The following is a 17,053-nucleotide window of genomic DNA, read 5'->3' as shown; positions in this document are numbered from 1 at the left end:
AGCGGCTCCTTATGGGAACCGCTCTTGCTTTTTTCCTTTTTTACGAGGGTTCGAATCTATTTTTCGCTTACCTCTTGCAAGAGTTTTGCTTCGCGAAACGGGGATTTTGTTAACCGAGCGAAGCGAGTGTTAACCTATGATTCCCCACCAGCAAAAATTGCGCTTCTTAGAAGTTTAAGGTCAAGACCGTGGGACGTTGCTAAGGCATACTCTACCACCTTTGAAAAGAGCGCTGGTCTCCGATGGAGACCGTCAAGCGCCGACGTCGAACCGGCAGGTGAGACGACGAAACTTCTGCCCTGGCCGCCGGAGCCCACTCCAGTGGCTGGGAGAGACTCCGTGTCAATAATCCCTTGGTTTCCTTGTTTGCTACTGAAAAAATTTCCTGGGAGAGGAAAAAGTGAGGATGGCGCTGGGAGACATGGATAAAAAGTTGAGAAAAAATTTCCGAAGATAGGGAATGTAGCAAGCAGTATTTGAGAAACAGAAAGAGCTTATAGGCTGGCAAAATTTCAGCCCATAAGCTCTTAAAATTTTAGAAGCAACGTTTGAAAAGCAGTTCAGTAATTTAGCCGATCAGCATGCGGCCTTCTGGTAAAACAGAGGGGGAGGATTTTGCCCGCATCAGAATAGATAGACCAAAGGACAATGGGCCAACCCGGCCGATGAACATGGTTACGCAGAGAATCAGACGGGAAACAGGCTCCAGCCGCGTGGTAATACTGGCGCTAAGCCCGGCGGTTCCCAGGGCGGAGGCTGACTCATAGAGCAGATCTACGAAGTGGAGTTGGGGATTCAGCAGAGTAAGCGCACAGGCGTCGGCAAAGACCACAGCCAGCCCCAAGAGAACAACCGTAAGGGACTTGTAGACAACTCTATGAGAAAAGCGGTGCCTGAGCACCACAGCTTCCTCCTGGCCCCGCAGGGTAGAGAGCACTGTAACCAGGAGGACAACCAAAGTGGTCGTTTTTACGCCTCCAGCGGTAGAGCCGGGACAGCCGCCAATAAACATCAGGGCTACAGAAAGAACCTTGGTAAAACTGTCTTGCGCGGCGATATCTACTGAGGCAAATCCGGCGGTACGCGTGTTCACCGCCTGGAAGAAGGCGGCATTCAGTTTTTCGAAAAGAGACAGATTGCCCATCGTTCGCCTATATTCCAATAGGAAAAATCCCAGCGTACTAAAAAGGAGTATGATTAAGGTAGCACGCAGACAAATCTGTGAATGGAAATTCAGGCGCTTTCGCCCCTGGTGGCGCATGGGGGAAAGGAATTTAGACTGATAAATATCCCTTACCACCACGAAACCCAGACCACCGGTGATAATAAGCCCGGAAATTGTAAGACAGACCAGGGGATCACCCACAAAAGCTGTTAGGCTGGAATTGCCGGGAATAAAACCTAAAATATCAAACCCCGCATTGCAATATGCGGAAATCGAGACAAAAATTGCGGGCCAGATTCCTCCTATACCGTATTCCGGTACAAGACGGAACATCAGCAGTCCAGCCCCGGCAAGTTCACAGGCAAATGTAAATCCTAACATGAGCTTGAGGAGAGAGGCAGCATCAGGCATATTGCCACCGGAGGCCTCCCCGGTAAGGACCATTTCCCGGAGCCTCAGCCTCCGGTGTACCAGAAGCGAGAAGCCTGTGGCAAAGGTCGAGAGTCCCAGACCACCCATTTGAATAAGCAACAGAATGACAACCTGTCCGAATACATTCCAATGGGAAGTCGTATCCACAACAGAAAGTCCGGTTACACAGGTTGCTGAAGTGGCGGTAAAAAGGGCGTCCAAAGGATGGGTAAAAGCGCCAGAGGCAGAAGCAACCGGCAAGGTCAAGAACAGCGTACCTAGGGCAATCAGCAGAAAGAAGCTGGCAACAATAATCCGCACAGGGGGCATAGTTTTTATTCTTTCATCCAGATGCCGCTTCATTTGGCTGAGATCAGGCATTTCTCTTCCTCCTACAGCTAAATTTCAGATTCTTCCAGAGAATAGAGCGCTGAACCGGTCGAAAAGCCGCATTTTTTGCAAAACAATAATCAGAGGCAAACCCAACCCATAGCATACAACCAATTCTCCTAAACCAACGGAAAGAGCTCCAGCGGCAAAAGCAACGGGAGAGAAATTGGCAAAAGAGAAAGCCCCGGCCTCAGAAAAGAAGGAGAGCTCCAGACCGACGATTATACCATTGGCGAGGACAGGCGGCAGCGGCGCCAGCAGGGGAATGCCTTTATAGCGAAACCGGGAAACTGCCAGGGTGCCTAAAGCGGCCAAAAGGGATGCGCCAGTGCCAAAAACCCAGTCTACAATGCCAAAGGGACTGGTAAGGTTAGATAAAAAGCAGCCTAGAGCCAGACCAGGAACGGCGGCAGGCGTAAAGGCCGGTAGGACCGTGAGGGCTTCTGAAACACGGAACTGCACGGCGCCATAGGCCAGGTTCATGGCGGCGGATACATAGGTAAGCACAGCATACAGCGCGGCGATCACGGCACTCAGGGCGATGAAGCAAACTTTCTTAGAACTTGACATCTTGATTTCCTCCTAAGAGGAGCTTCCGCCAAGGGCGAAAGCTCTAGTATTTTTTAAGGTCAGGATTTCGCGACTGACCGCAGCAAAAAGGGCTGCAAAAATAGAATACGATATTTCAGGGAAAAAAGCAAGCACAAAAAGAAAATTTCCTTGCGCTTTTAGGGAAAAAGGAGTATAATAAACAAATAATGCGGGTGTGGCGGAATTGGCAGACGCGCCAGATTTAGGTTCTGGTGGGAAACTGTGCAGGTTCGAGTCCTGTCGCCCGCACCATCCTAGGAAAACCAAAAAGATATTTGGGCAAAAAACCGCGTAACCACGCGGTTTTTTGCATCCCAAAAGGCTGGATTTGGAAAGTCAAAAATGTAGATGAAAGTAAGCGAAAAATAGAAACGAACCCTCGTGACAGGAAGGAAACAAGAGCAATTCTCAAAAGGGGGATGCTATTTGAAATATTAAGCAAAATGAGCCGCCAAGCTACCTGCACAAAGTCTGGGCCGTCTGTCCCCAGAGCAGGCAATCTTCAATAGGAGTCCCCACAGACAGCCGCTCCAGCAAAAACTGAAAATACCGGAAAGGTCGCAGTCGATTGGTTTTAGCAGTCTCCACAATAGAATGACGCCGTGGGTATTCGCTTCGCGAACTCCCGCGCCGGCCTCTGCTCCTCTGGGCGAATTATAAAACAGCTAGTTTTTCCGACCCACCGCAAAAGGCCGTTCCGTGCGGTTGTTGTGGATAGTTCCAAGCGTCCGTCCAGAAACACATGCATCAGTTCACTCTTTCTGCTATAGTTAACGCATGTTAACTAGTACAGCTTTTACTGTATCCCTAAAATCCTGCTGAAATCCTGCTGAACGGTCACCGCTGCAAGGGCGTATCGCGGGAAGCACAGGCGCTGTACGGCCTGCTACTCGTAAGTGCCCTGCCAAAGAGCATCTGAAAAGGCTGCGCTACCTCTCGGCTCCGGTGGCAATCGAGCCCATAGCAGCCTTTCTTTGACCTGATAATTCTGTCCTACCCAATCCGGGGAGTGTACAAAGCCATTTAAAGCCTGTATAATGTGATAAAGTCAATAAGGATGTTTCATATGCAGGCAGAAAAGTTACAAAAATTACTGGAAAGGGGTTGTGATTTTACGATGTGCATGTATAATTGTTTAGCAAGCAATAGTTGTGCCTGCTTTGCCCCTTTATCGAATAGGTAGCCGCAGGAACACGCAGGTGGTCACTGTGGCTTTCTTGCACGCGTTTTGAGAGAGGGAGTCTGAAATTTGGAGAAATATATCATGCCGGAGGGCGCGTGCCGCAAGCTGAAAGCGGCAAAAAGCCTGGGCCAGACGGCCTATATTTATGGCGCTACCGGTTATGGCAAGACCGCCTTTGTACAGAAGTATCTCGGCAAGCGCCGTCATGTCTATTTAAGCTGCGGGGACCGTCGTTGGGACGAAAGCGCCCTTTGGGGCCAAGGAATTGTAGTCCTTGACGACCTGCACCTGCTGGATGAGCAGCGTCGGAAGCCGGTGAAAGGTCTGATAGCCCACCTGGATACCTGGCTGGTCCTGGTGAGCCGCAGCCCGGTGCCCTCCTGGCTCATGCCCGAGTACGTCAATATGGGTTTTATTGTTCTCAGCGAAAATGATATGCGCCTGGGGAAGAAAGAGATCCGGAGCTACCTGGACAGCCTGGGCCTCAGCTACACCGAAGAGGGTCTGCGATATTTGGTAGATACCGCCGAGGGGAACGGCTACATTGTGCGCCACGCGGCCCTGCGGATGGCCGAGGGGCTGTCCCCCGGGCCAAAGATGTACCAGGAGATCCACAACGCTTTCTCCCGATATCTGGAAGAAAACATCATGGTGCAGTGGGACAGCGAGCTGCTGGAGTTTCTGATGCAGGTTAGCGTGGTGGAGGAGTTCACGCTCCCCTTGGCAGAGCTGATCACCGCCAGCCGGCTGGCCTCCGTCATGGTGCAAAAGGCGGTGGAAACGGGGAATTTCCTTTTTCAAGAGGACGGGGTGTACCGTTTGCGGCCGGTGCTTTTGCACGCGCTGCGGGAGCAGGCCGTGCAGGTCCTGGGAGAAGAGCAGGTAAAGACCTGCGCCAAAAATGCCGGGATCTATTACGAGATGAACGGCCAGTTCGCTTTGGCCCTGGAGATGTATGAGCGCAGCGGCAACCAGGGACAGATACGGGAGCTTCTCATCCGCAACGCCCGCATGAATCCCGGCGCGGGCCACTATTACGAGCTGCGCCGCTACTATTTGCGCATAGGCGAGGACGAAGCGGAGAAGAGCCCAGTGCTCATGGCGGGGCTTTCCATGCTGCACTCCATGCTTATGGACCCGGAAAAAAGCGAGTTCTGGTATGGTAAACTGGCGAAGTTTGCCAAGACAGCCCAGGGTGGGGCCATGCGGGAGGCCCAGAGCTATCTCTGCTATCTTGATATCGGCTTGCCCCACCGGGGGAGCCGGGATGTGCTGAAAATTATGCTCCGGGCCCCGGCTATGCTGCTGGACCAGGGGATTCACCTGCCGGAGTTCTCCGCCACCAGCAATGTGCCCAGCATCATGAGCGGGGGTAAGGACTTCTGTAAGTGGAGCCGGTCGGACCGGACGCTGGCACGTACAGTCGGCCCCCTGGTGGAACGGGTGCTGGGCAGGTACGGCAAGGGGCTGGTGAAAGCCGCTCTGGGAGAGAGTCTCTATGAGAAAGGAGAGGATAACTATGAGGTGCTGACCCTGCTCGCCCGGGCGCAGCTGGAGACTGAGTGCGGCGGCAGGCAGGAGATCGCCTTTGCGGCGGTGGGCCAGCGGGTGCGGCTGATGGTGCTGCAAGGGGAACTGGCCAGCGCCAACGCTTTGCTGAACTCCTTCCAGTCGGCTGTGGAGGAAGAAAAGGCGGTACAGCTGATGCCCAATATACAGGCCACGCGGTGCAGGCTGTCCCTATATGCCGGGGATTTACAGGCAGTCAGCCAATGGCTGGCCAATGCCCCGGACGAGGACAAGGAGTTCATCACCATGGAGCGCTATCGCTACTTCACCAAGGTGCGATGCTACCTGGCGATAGGCGAAAACCTGAAAGCTCTGGCCCTGCTGGAAAAGCTCAGCGAGTATGCGAAGCGCTGCCAGCGGACTTATGTGGGCATGGAGGCAGGGTTTTTAGGGGCTATTGCCCGGCGCAGGCTGGGGACAGACTGGGAGCCTCTGCTCCGGGCCGCCCTGGACGAGGCGGAGAGCTATCACTTTGTGCGGCTTATCACAGAGCTGGGTCCGGCCGTTCTGCCGCTGCTCAAGGCCCAGGGCCGGGACAGTCCTTGGTTCCGGCAGGTGATGGAGGAGGTCCGGCTGACGGCGAAGCAGTACCCCCGCTATCTGAAGCCCCAGTCCACCAGCGCGGGGAACTTCTCAAAGACCGCCCGGGAGGTGCTGCGGCTGCAATCCGAGGGCCTGACCGCCACCCTGATTGCCGAGCGGCTCTCCATGAAGCCGGACACCGTGCGCTATCACATCAAGGAAAACTACCGCAAGCTGGGGGCCTGCGACAAGGTGGAGGCCATTGCCGCGGCAAAGAGCTTGGGGTTGATATAAGAAGCCATACCATTAGGCGTTTGTATTCCCATTTCCGGCAAATTCAGACGAGGAGCCGTGTTGTGAAAACTTGCCGAATCGCAAGACCATAAATGGTCTGATTGCCGGCGCTTTCACGCCTTACTCCCCACTGAATTTCCTCGAAAATCGAAACACAAATCCTATCGGTACAGCTTCTAAAAAATTTCAGGAGGTATCATCATGAAGAAGCTCGTCAGTATTTTGCTCAGCCTGCTGCTTTGCGTGGGCATGCTGCCGGTTGGCGCGGGGGCAGCAGATAATGGTGAAAACCCAAAAGATGCCACAATAGACGTGGTTGCCGAGGGGGACACTGTGCAAAAGAACCTAGGAAAGATTAACACCAATAATGGTACGATTGTCAACAATTTTAAAGAAGCAAACGATATGTTTACATTTAATGGGGTTATTGAGACGAACAATGGCACTGTTACCACCAATGCGGGGAATATAACAGATAACAAGGATACAGTTGAAACGAACAGCAAATATATCATAAATAATCTTGCTGACGGTATTGTTCTTTCCAATAAGGGTACTGTGGCGCAAAACTACGGCATCATATATAATAACGAAGCTACAGTCAGAGAAAATAGTACTTCAGACGGCTATGGCTCTACCCCTGGGACTGTCTATAATCTCGAAAATGGTACAGTTGGCGTAGGGTATTATGGTCCTGGTGTAGTCTACTACCATGCAAAGCTGGCCGACGGCACGGCAAACGTCGCGCTTGCGGCGAAATCGACCGGTCTAGAGGGAGATAACAATCAATTTGTCAACACATCCACTCCGGCGAAGCTGACCGCCGCCTCGGGCTATGTCATTAAGGCCGTGACCGCCGGAAACGCCACAGCAACCACAAGCGAAATTCCGGAAGCTGGGGCAGCTGAATGCACGGTGAGCTTTTCCGCCATCACCGCCGCCCCCGTCACCCTTACGGTCACTGTGGCGCCGGCCCCGGTGGAAAGCGACCCCGTGGCGCAGATCGGCGACAAGACATTCTCCACCCTGCAAGAGGCCGTCAACTCTGTACAGAGTTCCTCAAGTGGCAGCGAACCTGCCACTATCACCCTTCTGGCCGACGTGGATGTGGGGAGCAGTCCCCTGGATATCCCGGCCGGCAAGAGGATTATTCTGGTGGGCGGCGAACACGAGGTAGACGCCAGTGGCGCCCAAACCACCATCAATGTGAAAAGCGGCGCGTCCCTCACCCTGAAAAGCGGCACATTTTTAAACCTGCCAGAGGACTTCCGGGGAACCGTTGTCAATGTGGAGGCGGGCGGCACGCTGAACGTGGCGGGCGGCACCTTGCAATCCCGGGGGGATGCAATAATATCTTCGGGAAACGTTACAGTCTCTGGCGGGACTGTGAGTTCCACCTCCCAAAATGGGCTTGTGATCCAAGGCGGCAGCCTGTCCGTTTCCGGCGGGAAAATTGCAGTAACTAGATCTAATGATGGCTGTGGCCTTCTGATAAAGGACGGCGAAGTATCCCTTTCCGGCGGGACGTTCCTCCAAATAAAAATAGAGAAGACAAACACCTTCCTGAAGGATATCCTGGCCGAAGGCTGCAAATTGGTAAAAAGCTCCACTGGTTCTGAAGTCCAGAATTTAGAGACAGCCACAGATGCAGGTATAAATCGGGTTAAAGTAATCCCCTGCCCCCACAGCAACAAACAATCAATCTACGATCTTCCATATATTTCCGTAGAGTGCAAGGACTGCGGGAAAGTGCTGAACAAGGGATTCTATCAGCCGACCACAAATCCCTCGGTGGAGTATGGCAAGAAGGTAACCCTGAGCATAAACCCCGGCGAGGGAACCGATAGCTGGGAATATGAGTGGACAAGGTGGGATGGTGCTACCTTCGCCGCTGACGATTCTTTCCTTGTTCTGGACACCACGACGGCTGGCATGGATGTGGGCGATAGTGGGTTCAAGTATTATAGCGTTAGGTGCAAGGTATACCCTCTTGGCAAAGCAGAAACAGGTGTATACATAGATGGTATCAGCTTCTCGGTTAATGTCACCCAGGGCGACATCTCCCGCGCGGAGGTGACAGCACCCGGTTGGGAGTACGGCAATTTCGATCCTGCAAAGGTCATCCAGACCGTTACGTTGAACGGCCAAAAGGTAGAGCCCGCGGGCTATGACGTTACCTACACGAAAGACGGGGCGCCTGTGGCGGCTGACGGCCTCCTGACCAGCGGCGCCGGCGTCTACACGGTGACGGTGACCGGCAAGGGCAACTATACCGGCAAGGCCACCGGCAGCCTTGAGATAAGGCCCAAGGACATTTCCGAGGCCGCGGTGAGCCTGAAGAACGCCCAGAGCAGCTTCATCACCCTTGACAATGAAAACCCCAGCTTTGCCCCGGAGGTGGAGGTGACGCTGGGCAGCGGCGTCGGCGCTTTGAAGCTGGCAGAGGACGTTGACTACACCCTTTCCCCAAAGGAGATCACCACCTTTGGAGAGTATACCATCACCGTTACCGGCATTGGCAACTACACCGGCACGGCCAGCTATGGGCAGACCCTCCTTGTGAGCAAGATGTATCCCCTGGAGCCGCCCCAGGAGGGCCAGCAGGTGAAGGTAGCGCCCGGCGTGACGCCATTAAACACCGCCGATCCGGAATATGGAACCGAGGAGAAGATTGAAGCGGCGCTGGAGACACAGGTGAAGAAAGTCCTCACAGGCCAGGGGGTAGGCATTGCCTATTACGATGTAACGCTGCAGGAGAAAGACGAACACGGGGTCTGGCAGGACGCCACAGAAATCCCCCCGGACGGGATCGTGACCCTTCTCCCATATCCGCCCGGGGTTGACACAAGCAAGTGGAGCAGCTACATATACACCGTGGCCCACCTGCCGGTTGACAAGGCGAACAACCGGTATGGCGAGATGGAGACCCTGGAGGACGTGACCCCCACCGAAAACGGGCTTAGATGCAAGTTTACCACCCTCTGCCCCGTGGCCATCGGCTACAAGCTGAAGAGCACCGGAGGCGGTGGCGGCGGCGGGAACCCGCCCCCTGTCAGCTACTATAGCGTGAACGTGGAGGAGAGCGCCCACGGCAGCCTGGAGGCCAGCCCCGCCAGTATTTACGCGGGAGGCACGGTGACCATTACCGCCGCCCCGGAGGACGGCTGGAAATTGGAGAGCCTCTCCGTCACAGACAGCCAGGGCAACGCCATAGGGTTTGCCGAAAAAGACGGCAAATACACCTTCCGGATGCCCGGCCGGAACGTGACCGTCAAGGGAGAATTCGCGCCGGTTCAGGCGGCCACGCCCACGCCTGTTCCCACCCCGACGCCCACCCCGACGCCCACCCCGGTTCCCACGCCTTCGCCCTCGCCCAAGCCCTGGGAGAACCCCTTCCCGGATGTGAGCGATACCGAGTGGTATATCGAGGCCATTGAGTTTGTCTGCAAGCAGGGCCTGATGGCAGGTTACGCCAACGGAAAGTTCGGGCCAAACGACAGCCTGTCCCGGGCCCAGTTTGCCCAGCTCCTCTACAACAAAGAGGGCAGGCCCAGCGGAAGCGTCACAGGCAAGTTCACGGATGTGGCCCCCGAACAATGGTATGCTGGAGCAATAAGCTGGGCTGCGTCAAAGGGGATCGTTGGCGGATACGGCAACGGGAAATTTGGGCCGAACGACCCCATCACCCGAGAACAGCTGGCGGCAATGCTCTGGCGGTATGCAGGAAGTCCCGAGCCTGCCAATACCACGCTTGAGTATAAAGACGCGGATAAGGCCAGCAGCTACGCCCGACAGGCGCTGTGCTGGGCCACAGAGAAGGGCATTGTCGGCGGCAAGCCAGGTAAAATCCTGGACCCCAAAGGAGAGGCAACCCGGGCAGAAGCGGCACAGATGGTGATGAAGTATATCGTCATAAACGAATGAGTCCTTTCCGGTTTTTAAGTGGAGCGGCTCAGGGGACAGTAACCGCTCCGCTTGGTCGAAAAAAGGTATTCTGCTTGTTTTGAACTGCGTTAACTTATACTATCGGTTTTAAGAGTATACAAAGAGCGAGGCGCCAAGGCGGCGGCCTCGCTTTTTTATATCAGCCGATCTGTCAAGGGCAAGGCAGCTTACCGCTATGAGATTATCCTGACGCGGCCCTGTTTTCAAAGAAAAAAGCACCGATTCTTGACCTTTGAGATAAGGCAAGAATGAGTGCTTTTCAGACATATTTCTATGCGTTAGCCGAGCAGCCTTGGAAGATGCGCGGATGCTGTGTGGGCCGCTCAGATATAGTCAATATAACAGAGCATGTTCAGCCTTAATAACTGACAGGCATTTGAGTCTACTTCAGCTTGTCCGTAAAATCTGTCATGACCTCCGAGATCTTGATCTGCTGAGGACAGAGCTTTTCGCAGCTGTGGCAGCCGACACAGGCCGAAGGCTTCTTATCTTCCGGCAAAGTGCCAACCACCATGCGAGGAATGAACCCGCCGCCGGTGAATTTGAGATCGTTATAAAGCCCGATGAGCTTAGGAATGTCCAACCCCTTGGGGCAGTGGGCCACACAGTACCGGCAGGCGGTGCAGGGAACAAGACCGTCCATCATCCCCGCCGCCATGTGGAGAAGGGAGTTCATCTCAGAGTCGGTCAGAGGCTTTTCTTCTTCGAAGATCGCGATGTTCTCCTTCATCTGTTCCAGGTCTGACATGCCGGAAAGGGTAACGACCACCTCAGGCATGCTCTGCAAAAACCGGAAAGCCCAGGCTACCGGTTTTTCCTGGGGACGAAGAGCCGCAAGGGTCTGTTCGTCCTTTTCCGAGAGCTTTGCCAGCCGCCCGCCCCGTACAGGCTCCATAACCCATACCGGGATATCGTATTCCCGCAGCAGTTCCATCTTAGCCTGGGCGTCCTGTAAAGTCCAGTCAATATAGTTTAGCTGGATCTGGCAGAACTCCATGCCTTCGTGGTAGGCTTCCAGAAACCGGCGCATAACTTCCACGCTGCCGTGAGCGGAGAAGCCCAAATGGCGGATTTTTCCAGCCTTTTTCTGCTCCAGAAGATGGGAGTAGATGCCGTATTCTTCTTCTTTTAAGTAAGCGTCGATGTTCATTTCATTGACGTTATGGATGAGGTAGAAGTCGAAATAATCGGTTTGCAGGCGCTCCAGCTGTTGGGAGAAAATCTCCTTGACCTTGGGCATATTGGCCAGATCATAGCCGGGGAATTTGGTGGCCAGGTAGAAGTTCTCCCGGGGATGCTGCTTTAGGGCCTCACCCATAATCAGCTCGGAGTTTCCGCTATGATAGCCCCAGGCCGTATCAAAGTAATTTACTCCGTGGGAGAGAGCGTAGTCTACCATCTCCTGGGTGGCGGCGGCATCTATTTGGGCATCGTCTCCGCCGGTCGTGGGCAGACGCATCGTGCCCATACCCAGGGCAGAGAGCTTCAGGTCTTTGAATGGTTTGTAGATCATGGCAATTCTCCTTATTCATAATGGTTTTATACTGCGGCTTTTCATAGCACTGCGGCGATACGAAGGGCAACTCGGAGCTACGGCTTTCTAAAAAGACACGTTTCCTCATGGCGCTGGTCTCCTGAATTCTGACGCCATAAAAGCCTTTTGAACGGTAGGCTTTTCACAGGCGTCTATAGGAAATTAACTATATTATATCACTAAAGATTGCGCGGCGTCAACTGGTTTTGCCGTTGGGGAGGGTCCAAAACCAGTATTTGAGGGACCATGAAATTTTTTCGTTAACTCCTCTTTTGGACGCTCCTCCATAAAAAATCCAGTTGCAAAAAAGAAAGAAAGGTGCTATAATATTTTTATTCAATCTGGGGCAAAGCTCTGGGGGAATATGTGGGCGGACAGGTCTGCGCGGCAGGAAGCCGTGAACCATGTCAGACGGGGAACCGAGCAGCATTAAGCGGAAGCTCTTGGGCGACGCAGGTTGCCTGTCCGTCCACATATTCCCCTTTTTTGCAGTTCCCTGGGGGCATGTGCTGAGGCCGTGCTCGAGACAGCGGAAGCCGGTTTTCATATAGGAAGGGAGGCGCTTATGGATTTTCACGTTTATTGTCAGAAAGAGGTCCTTTCGCAGGAAGCGCTGACAAAGGAGCTTTTGGATACCATCGTGGACAATCTGTCTTACATTTTTGGCGAGGACATGGGTACGGAGGAGAACAGGAATGAATGGATTCAGTATAATCTCCGGACGGAGCATCCCCATTGGAGGATGATTGCCGAAGGCAAAAACGGCCGGCGCCGGGGCTTTTTGATCTATACCATTGAAAATCACCAGCTGACCGTGTGCGACATTGAGATCAAGAAGGACTCCAGAAGGAATCCCATCCTCTTGCTGGGACTTTTCCAGACTCTTTTCAAAACAGAAAGCCACAGCTTCCGCACCATGAGAGGATACATTAACAAGGGCAACGAAACTTCTCAGAAAAATTTTCTGAAGTACGCTAGCTCGATTGCCGAGCTTCCCAGAGGGTATTCTTTTCTTATTGATGAGGAAGCTACGGAAAAACTGAAATCCAGAGTGCTGAAATGGAGGGCGTCTTGATGACAAAACGGGAACGAGTACTGGCTGTAATCCAGGGTCAGAGGCCGGATCATGTTCCGGCGGGTTTTTCCATGCATTTCCCCAAAGGGGAGGAGGCAGGAGAGGCTGGGGTGGAGAGCCATCTCCGCTTTTTCCAAGAGACAGATCTGGATATCTGCAAAATTATGAATGAAAATCTTGCTCCCTATGTGGGAGAAATCCCCTCCCCCGGAGACTGGTCCAAAGTAGCCGCCGCCTGCCGGGAGAGCCGGTTTGTGGAGGCCCAGGGAGAATTTACCGGGAAAATCCTGGCCCGGGTGGAGGAGGACGCCTATTTTCTAGGCACCCTCCACGGAATCACTGCCTCTGCTATTCACCCCATGGAGAAGTTCTATGGATATGAGGGGGCCCGCACCCGGCTGGCAGAGCACCTGCGTCAGGAGGAAAGGCCTGTGCTGGAGGCCATGGAGGAGCTTACCCGGCGCCAGTGCCAGCTGGTGAGAGAATACGCAGAGGCGGGGATCCATGGAGTCTACTATGCGGCTTTGGGCGGGGAAAGCCGCTGGTTCACAGACGAAGAATTTGCCCGGTGGATCGAGCCCTTTGACCGGCGGATTCTCTTGGAGATCCAAAAAGCAGGAATGCATGCCTTTTTGCACATTTGCAAGGACGGCCTGGTAATGGAGCGCTACCGGGATTACCCTGCCCATGTGGTGAACTGGGGCGTCTACGAGGCCCCTCTTGCTCTGGACGAGGGGAAGCGTCTGTTTTCCGGCAAGGCGGTGATGGGAGGCCTCGGCAACCGGAGCAGTCAGTGGAGTCTTTCCGCTCTGCCAGAGCTGGAGCGGGCCGCTGGGGAACTGATCGCGGGAGGACGGGAAGGCGGCTTCCTTCTGGGAGCGGACTGCACCCTGCCCGCCTCCACACCCTATCAAGTCATCCGCCGGGTGGGAGAGCTGGCCCGGGAAAGGGTCTGAGAGGGTTGCATACGCGGCCCCATCAAAAATGACTATAGAAAAAGCCCTCCCCATTTGGGAGGGCTTTTTCGGCTTCTAAGATTATAGTTAACGCAGTTCAAAAAAGGTAGAATCACCTCTTTTGAACCCGGCGGGGAGGTCGTGACCTCCTCAGCCGCCCAGCTTGAAAATCGCATTTGCCGATTTTCAAGTGCGGTTATGATATCATTGCTTAAGGCCGCTTCCAGCGGTTTGGCCAACACGGTCCGCCCGCTTCTGCAAAAAGTGGATGGCGGCGAAGGCCAGGCCCAGCAGAGCCAGCGAGACAGCAATGGCGGCAACAGGATTCCGGGCAAACCCAGCCGCCAGATATCCGAAGAAGCAGACCACCGCCACCAGTGTGGCATAGGGCAGCTGGGTTTCTACATGGCGCAGGTGGTCGCACTGGGCCCCGGTGGAGGCCAGAATGGTGGTGTCGGAGATGGGGGAGCAGTGGTCGCCATAGACGGAGCCCGCCAGAGTGGCCCCTAGGGAGGGGATCAGCACCTCTGCGCCCTCAGGGCCGGTGCAGAGCATGGAGACGATGGGAAGCAGAATGCCAAAGGTTCCCCAGGCCGTGCCCATAGAGAAGCTGAGGAACGCCGCCACCGCGAATACGATGGCGGGAATCAGGCTGAAGGAGAGGCCCCCGCCGGATACCACCTGGCTGACAAAATTGCCGGTGCCGATCATTTCCCGGCATACACCCCCCAGAGCCCAGGCCAGAATCAGGATGGTCAGGGCGGGGATCATGGTTTTGATGCCGTCCAGAATGCCGGCGACGAACTCCTGCATGGTCATGAGCTTCCGGGGCAGATACATGCACAGCGCCACCAAAAGCCCCGCGAAGGTGCCCAGAGTCAGTCCGGCCACAGGGTTCTCCCCAATGGCTTCCGAAAAGCCCACGCCCTCAAAGAAACCTCCCACATAGGCCATGCCGAGGATTGCCGTGACAATGAGGGTTGCAATAGGCAGAACAAGGTCCAGCACTGTGCCCCGGGCCTGGACGCTTTCCTGTTCTGTGGGCTGGGGCAGGCTTTGGAGTTCCTCCTCAGCCTTTTTCATGGGGCCGAAATCGAAGCTGGTGGCACTGAGGAACAGCACCATGGCGATCGTAAGGATGGCATAGAGATTATAGGGGATGGTCTGGACAAAGGCATTAAGTCCCCCGGCCTCCTCCACCTCTGAGGCAACGGCTACCGCCCAGCTGGAAATGGGGGCGATGATGCAGATGGGCGCGGCGGTAGCGTCCAGAAGGTAGGCCAATTTTTCTCGGGAAATCCGGTGCTTGTCGGTGATGGGGCGCATAACGGTGCCCACGGTCAGGCAGTTGAAACCGTCGTCCAGGAAGATCAGAAGGCCCAAAAGGGCCGTGGTCAGCTTGGCGCTGCGCTTGGTCTGAATGCGCCGGATGGCCCACTGCCCATAGGCGGCTGTGCCGCCGGACCGGGTGACAATTACGACTAGGGAGCCCAGTAGAACCAGAAAGATGATCATGTATCCATTCTGGCCGATTTTGCCGGCCATCATGTCAAACACATAGGTGACCGCCTGCAAAATCCCCCCTTTGGTGGAAAAGCTGTAGATGCACATCCCGGTCAGCACTCCCAGGAACAGGGAGGAGTAGACCTCCTTTGTGAGCAGAGCAAGAACAATGGCTACCACAGGCGGCAGAATGGACAGCCAGCCCGCGTGGATCATTTCCAAACCCATCTGCAATTCCTCCTTATGTTTGGATTGAGGCTTGTTTTTTATGCGGATTTGCCGTATACTGGTTGAGAGGTGATGATGGCCTCTGGCGGGGAGGGGTTCGTCTCGCCTGCCGGCTCGGTCGGTTCGCAGCTTTGTCTGCAATACTTGGCTTTGCCAAGTATCCGGCAGAACGCTCACCCCCTTCACCCCGCCAAACTTTTTGAAAAGAAGTTTAAGACGTTACCTTCGGTAAGTCTCAAAAACTTTTACCCTGGTTAGCTGTGTGCGATAAAACCAACTATACTGCGTTACGCGGTCCAGGGGCATTAGGCCCCTGGCGAGGTGTGGAGCAGAGCTCCACGACCTTGCCGGAATGCGCGAGAGTTCGCTTGCGAACTCTTCTGTGCGCATGGAGGCCACACCGTATTACTACAAAAAAATAATCAAATAGTTTCCGAGCATTTCACACAAAGGAGATGGTTTCATGAACTACCGAGTACTGGGGCGCACGGGTCTGCGGGTCAGCGAGATCGGCCTGGGCTGTGAGTATCTGGCAAAGATGGACGGCGGCGCTATCCAGAAAATTTTGGACGCGGCCATTGCCGCAGGTGTCAACTATTTTGACCTGTTCAGCCCGGAGCCCCATGTGCGGGACGCTTTCGGCCAGGGGATGCGGGGACGCCGGGAAAAGTTTATTCTCCAGGCCCATCTGTGCTCCGCCTGGGTTGACGGCCAGTACAAACGCGTTCGGGAGATGGGCCAGGTGGAAGCGGCGTTCCAGGACCTAATGTCCCGCCTGGACACCGGATACATAGATGTGGGCATGATCCATTTTATCGACCAGCAGGAGGATTTCGACGCGGTGTTCCAGGGCCCGGTGATAGAATTTGCCCGGAAGCAAAAGAACGCGGGAAGGATTCGGCATCTGGGCCTGAGCACCCACAACCCCAGAATCGCCATTCAGGCGGTGAAAACCGGGCTCATCGACGTGATCATGTTCAGCGTGAACCCGGCCTACGACATCCTGCCCCCCAGCGAGGACATCAACGTGCTGTTTGACAAGGGGAGCTACGACGCGCCGGACGTGCTCTCCTGCACCGACCCGGAACGCCGGGAGCTCTACAGCCTGTGCGAGAGCCAGGGCGTGGCCCTGACGGTGATGAAGCCCTTCGGCGGCGGGGCCCTGCTGAACGAGACCGCCTCCCCCTTTGGCGCGGCCATGACCGTGGCCCAATGCCTCCACTACTGCCTGACCCGGCCCGCCGTGGCTACGGTTCTGCCTGGGGCCGCCACCGTGGAGGAGCTGCGGGAGGCTGTGGGCTACTGCGGGCTCTCCCCGGAGGAAAAGGACTATAGCGCCCTGCTCAGCGGCTGCCCGGCCCACCCTTTCACCGACAGATGTATGTATTGCGGACACTGCGCCCCCTGCACGGCCGGTATCGACATCGCCGTGGTGAACAAGTACGCGGATCTGGCAGAGATCCAGGGCACGGTGCCCGAGACGGTGCGGGAGCACTACGGGGACCTCTCCGCCAAAGCCGGAGACTGCGTGGCCTGCGGCCAGTGCGAGGCCCGGTGCCCCTTTGGAGTGAAGGTCATAGCGCATATGAAAAGGGCGAAGGAAATTTTTGGCGCATAAGCATTATATCAGAAACAAGGGCCCGGCGCAAGGGGAAAGACCAATGGGTTTTTGGGGACGATGTTTACG

General features: G+C 55.0%; 10 protein-coding genes, 1 tRNA gene and 1 other RNA gene. 7 read left to right on the top strand and 5 right to left on the bottom strand.

The features are described 5' to 3' along the window. Window positions 1-568 precede the first annotated feature (568 nt). Together D7X94_RS03190 and D7X94_RS03185 are read right to left on the bottom strand one after the other, a co-directional pair. Entirely contained in the window at window positions 569-1,957 is a 1,389-nt protein-coding gene (locus tag D7X94_RS03190; RefSeq protein ID WP_120426248.1) for a TrkH family potassium uptake protein, read from the bottom strand. 24 nt (window positions 1,958-1,981) lie between these two features. After that, complete coding sequence (locus D7X94_RS03185; protein WP_120426247.1) at window positions 1,982-2,536, bottom strand: QueT transporter family protein; 555 nt, start codon at window positions 2,534-2,536, stop codon at window positions 1,982-1,984. Window positions 2,537-2,726: 190 nt separating this feature from the next. Between D7X94_RS03185 and D7X94_RS03180 the strand changes: the two genes are divergently transcribed. After that, window positions 2,727-2,809 (top strand) — tRNA-Leu (locus D7X94_RS03180). Between the two features lie 204 nt (window positions 2,810-3,013). On the opposite strand, the gene D7X94_RS19765 is transcribed toward D7X94_RS03180, so the two are convergent. Then, window positions 3,014-3,145, bottom strand: coding sequence for a transposase domain-containing protein (locus D7X94_RS19765; protein WP_158590875.1), 132 nt, complete (start codon window positions 3,143-3,145; stop codon window positions 3,014-3,016). A 661-nt stretch (window positions 3,146-3,806) separates the two neighbouring features. Here D7X94_RS19765 and D7X94_RS03170 point away from each other — a divergent pair. Together D7X94_RS03170 and D7X94_RS03165 are read left to right on the top strand one after the other, a co-directional pair. Then, window positions 3,807-6,125 carry a LuxR C-terminal-related transcriptional regulator gene (locus D7X94_RS03170; protein ID WP_120426245.1) on the top strand — a complete coding sequence of 773 codons (2,319 nt, stop codon included), beginning with the start codon at window positions 3,807-3,809 and terminating at the stop codon, window positions 6,123-6,125. A 201-nt stretch (window positions 6,126-6,326) separates the two neighbouring features. Then, window positions 6,327-10,049 carry an S-layer homology domain-containing protein gene (locus tag D7X94_RS03165; RefSeq protein WP_120426244.1) on the top strand — a complete coding sequence of 1,241 codons (3,723 nt, stop codon included), beginning with the start codon at window positions 6,327-6,329 and terminating at the stop codon, window positions 10,047-10,049. Window positions 10,050-10,452: 403 nt separating this feature from the next. Here the strand turns inward: D7X94_RS03165 and D7X94_RS03160 are convergent, their stop codons facing one another. Continuing rightward, complete coding sequence (locus D7X94_RS03160; RefSeq protein ID WP_120426243.1) at window positions 10,453-11,583, bottom strand: aldo/keto reductase; 1,131 nt, start codon at window positions 11,581-11,583, stop codon at window positions 10,453-10,455. Between the two features lie 393 nt (window positions 11,584-11,976). Between D7X94_RS03160 and ffs the strand changes: the two genes are divergently transcribed. The 3 genes from ffs (at window position 11,977) to D7X94_RS03145 (ending at window position 13,635) form a co-directional block, all read left to right on the top strand. Continuing rightward, an RNA gene (gene ffs / locus D7X94_RS03155) (signal recognition particle sRNA small type) lies at window positions 11,977-12,074 on the top strand. Between the two features lie 95 nt (window positions 12,075-12,169). Continuing rightward, window positions 12,170-12,679, top strand: coding sequence for a hypothetical protein (locus D7X94_RS03150; protein ID WP_120426242.1), 510 nt, complete (start codon window positions 12,170-12,172; stop codon window positions 12,677-12,679). After that, complete coding sequence (locus D7X94_RS03145; protein ID WP_120426241.1) at window positions 12,679-13,635, top strand: uroporphyrinogen decarboxylase family protein; 957 nt, start codon at window positions 12,679-12,681, stop codon at window positions 13,633-13,635. Before D7X94_RS03150 ends, D7X94_RS03145 begins: the two co-directional genes overlap by 1 nt. 204 nt (window positions 13,636-13,839) lie before the next feature. On the opposite strand, the gene D7X94_RS03140 is transcribed toward D7X94_RS03145, so the two are convergent. After that, entirely contained in the window at window positions 13,840-15,366 is a 1,527-nt protein-coding gene (locus tag D7X94_RS03140) for a Na+/H+ antiporter NhaC family protein (protein ID WP_199714994.1), read from the bottom strand. 463 nt (window positions 15,367-15,829) lie between these two features. Between D7X94_RS03140 and D7X94_RS03130 the strand changes: the two genes are divergently transcribed. Continuing rightward, a complete protein-coding gene (locus D7X94_RS03130; RefSeq protein ID WP_120426239.1) occupies window positions 15,830-16,984 on the top strand; it encodes an aldo/keto reductase in 1,155 nt (384 codons plus the stop codon). The last annotated feature ends 69 nt before the right edge of the window (window positions 16,985-17,053 follow it).

The sequence above is a fragment of the Acutalibacter sp. 1XD8-33 genome (assembly GCF_003612555.1).
Lineage (GTDB): Bacteria > Bacillota > Clostridia > Oscillospirales > Acutalibacteraceae > Acutalibacter.
The sequence above is the reverse complement of the archived record's forward strand: the minus strand, read 5'-3'. Positions and strand labels throughout refer to the sequence as shown.

What these genes read in the sequence shown, in the direction of transcription:
- D7X94_RS03140 (WP_199714994.1), bottom strand. Translation starts at nt 15,366, where the DNA reads ATGGGTTTGGAAATGATCCACGCGGGCTGGCTGTCCATTCTGCCGCCT.
- D7X94_RS03145 (WP_120426241.1), top strand. Translation starts at nt 12,679, where the DNA reads ATGACAAAACGGGAACGAGTACTGGCTGTAATCCAGGGTCAGAGGCCG.
- D7X94_RS03130 (WP_120426239.1), top strand. Translation starts at nt 15,830, where the DNA reads ATGAACTACCGAGTACTGGGGCGCACGGGTCTGCGGGTCAGCGAGATC.
- D7X94_RS03150 (WP_120426242.1), top strand. Translation starts at nt 12,170, where the DNA reads ATGGATTTTCACGTTTATTGTCAGAAAGAGGTCCTTTCGCAGGAAGCG.
- D7X94_RS03190 (WP_120426248.1), bottom strand. Translation starts at nt 1,957, where the DNA reads ATGCCTGATCTCAGCCAAATGAAGCGGCATCTGGATGAAAGAATAAAA.
- D7X94_RS03160 (WP_120426243.1), bottom strand. Translation starts at nt 11,583, where the DNA reads ATGATCTACAAACCATTCAAAGACCTGAAGCTCTCTGCCCTGGGTATG.
- D7X94_RS03165 (WP_120426244.1), top strand. Translation starts at nt 6,327, where the DNA reads ATGAAGAAGCTCGTCAGTATTTTGCTCAGCCTGCTGCTTTGCGTGGGC.
- D7X94_RS03185 (WP_120426247.1), bottom strand. Translation starts at nt 2,536, where the DNA reads ATGTCAAGTTCTAAGAAAGTTTGCTTCATCGCCCTGAGTGCCGTGATC.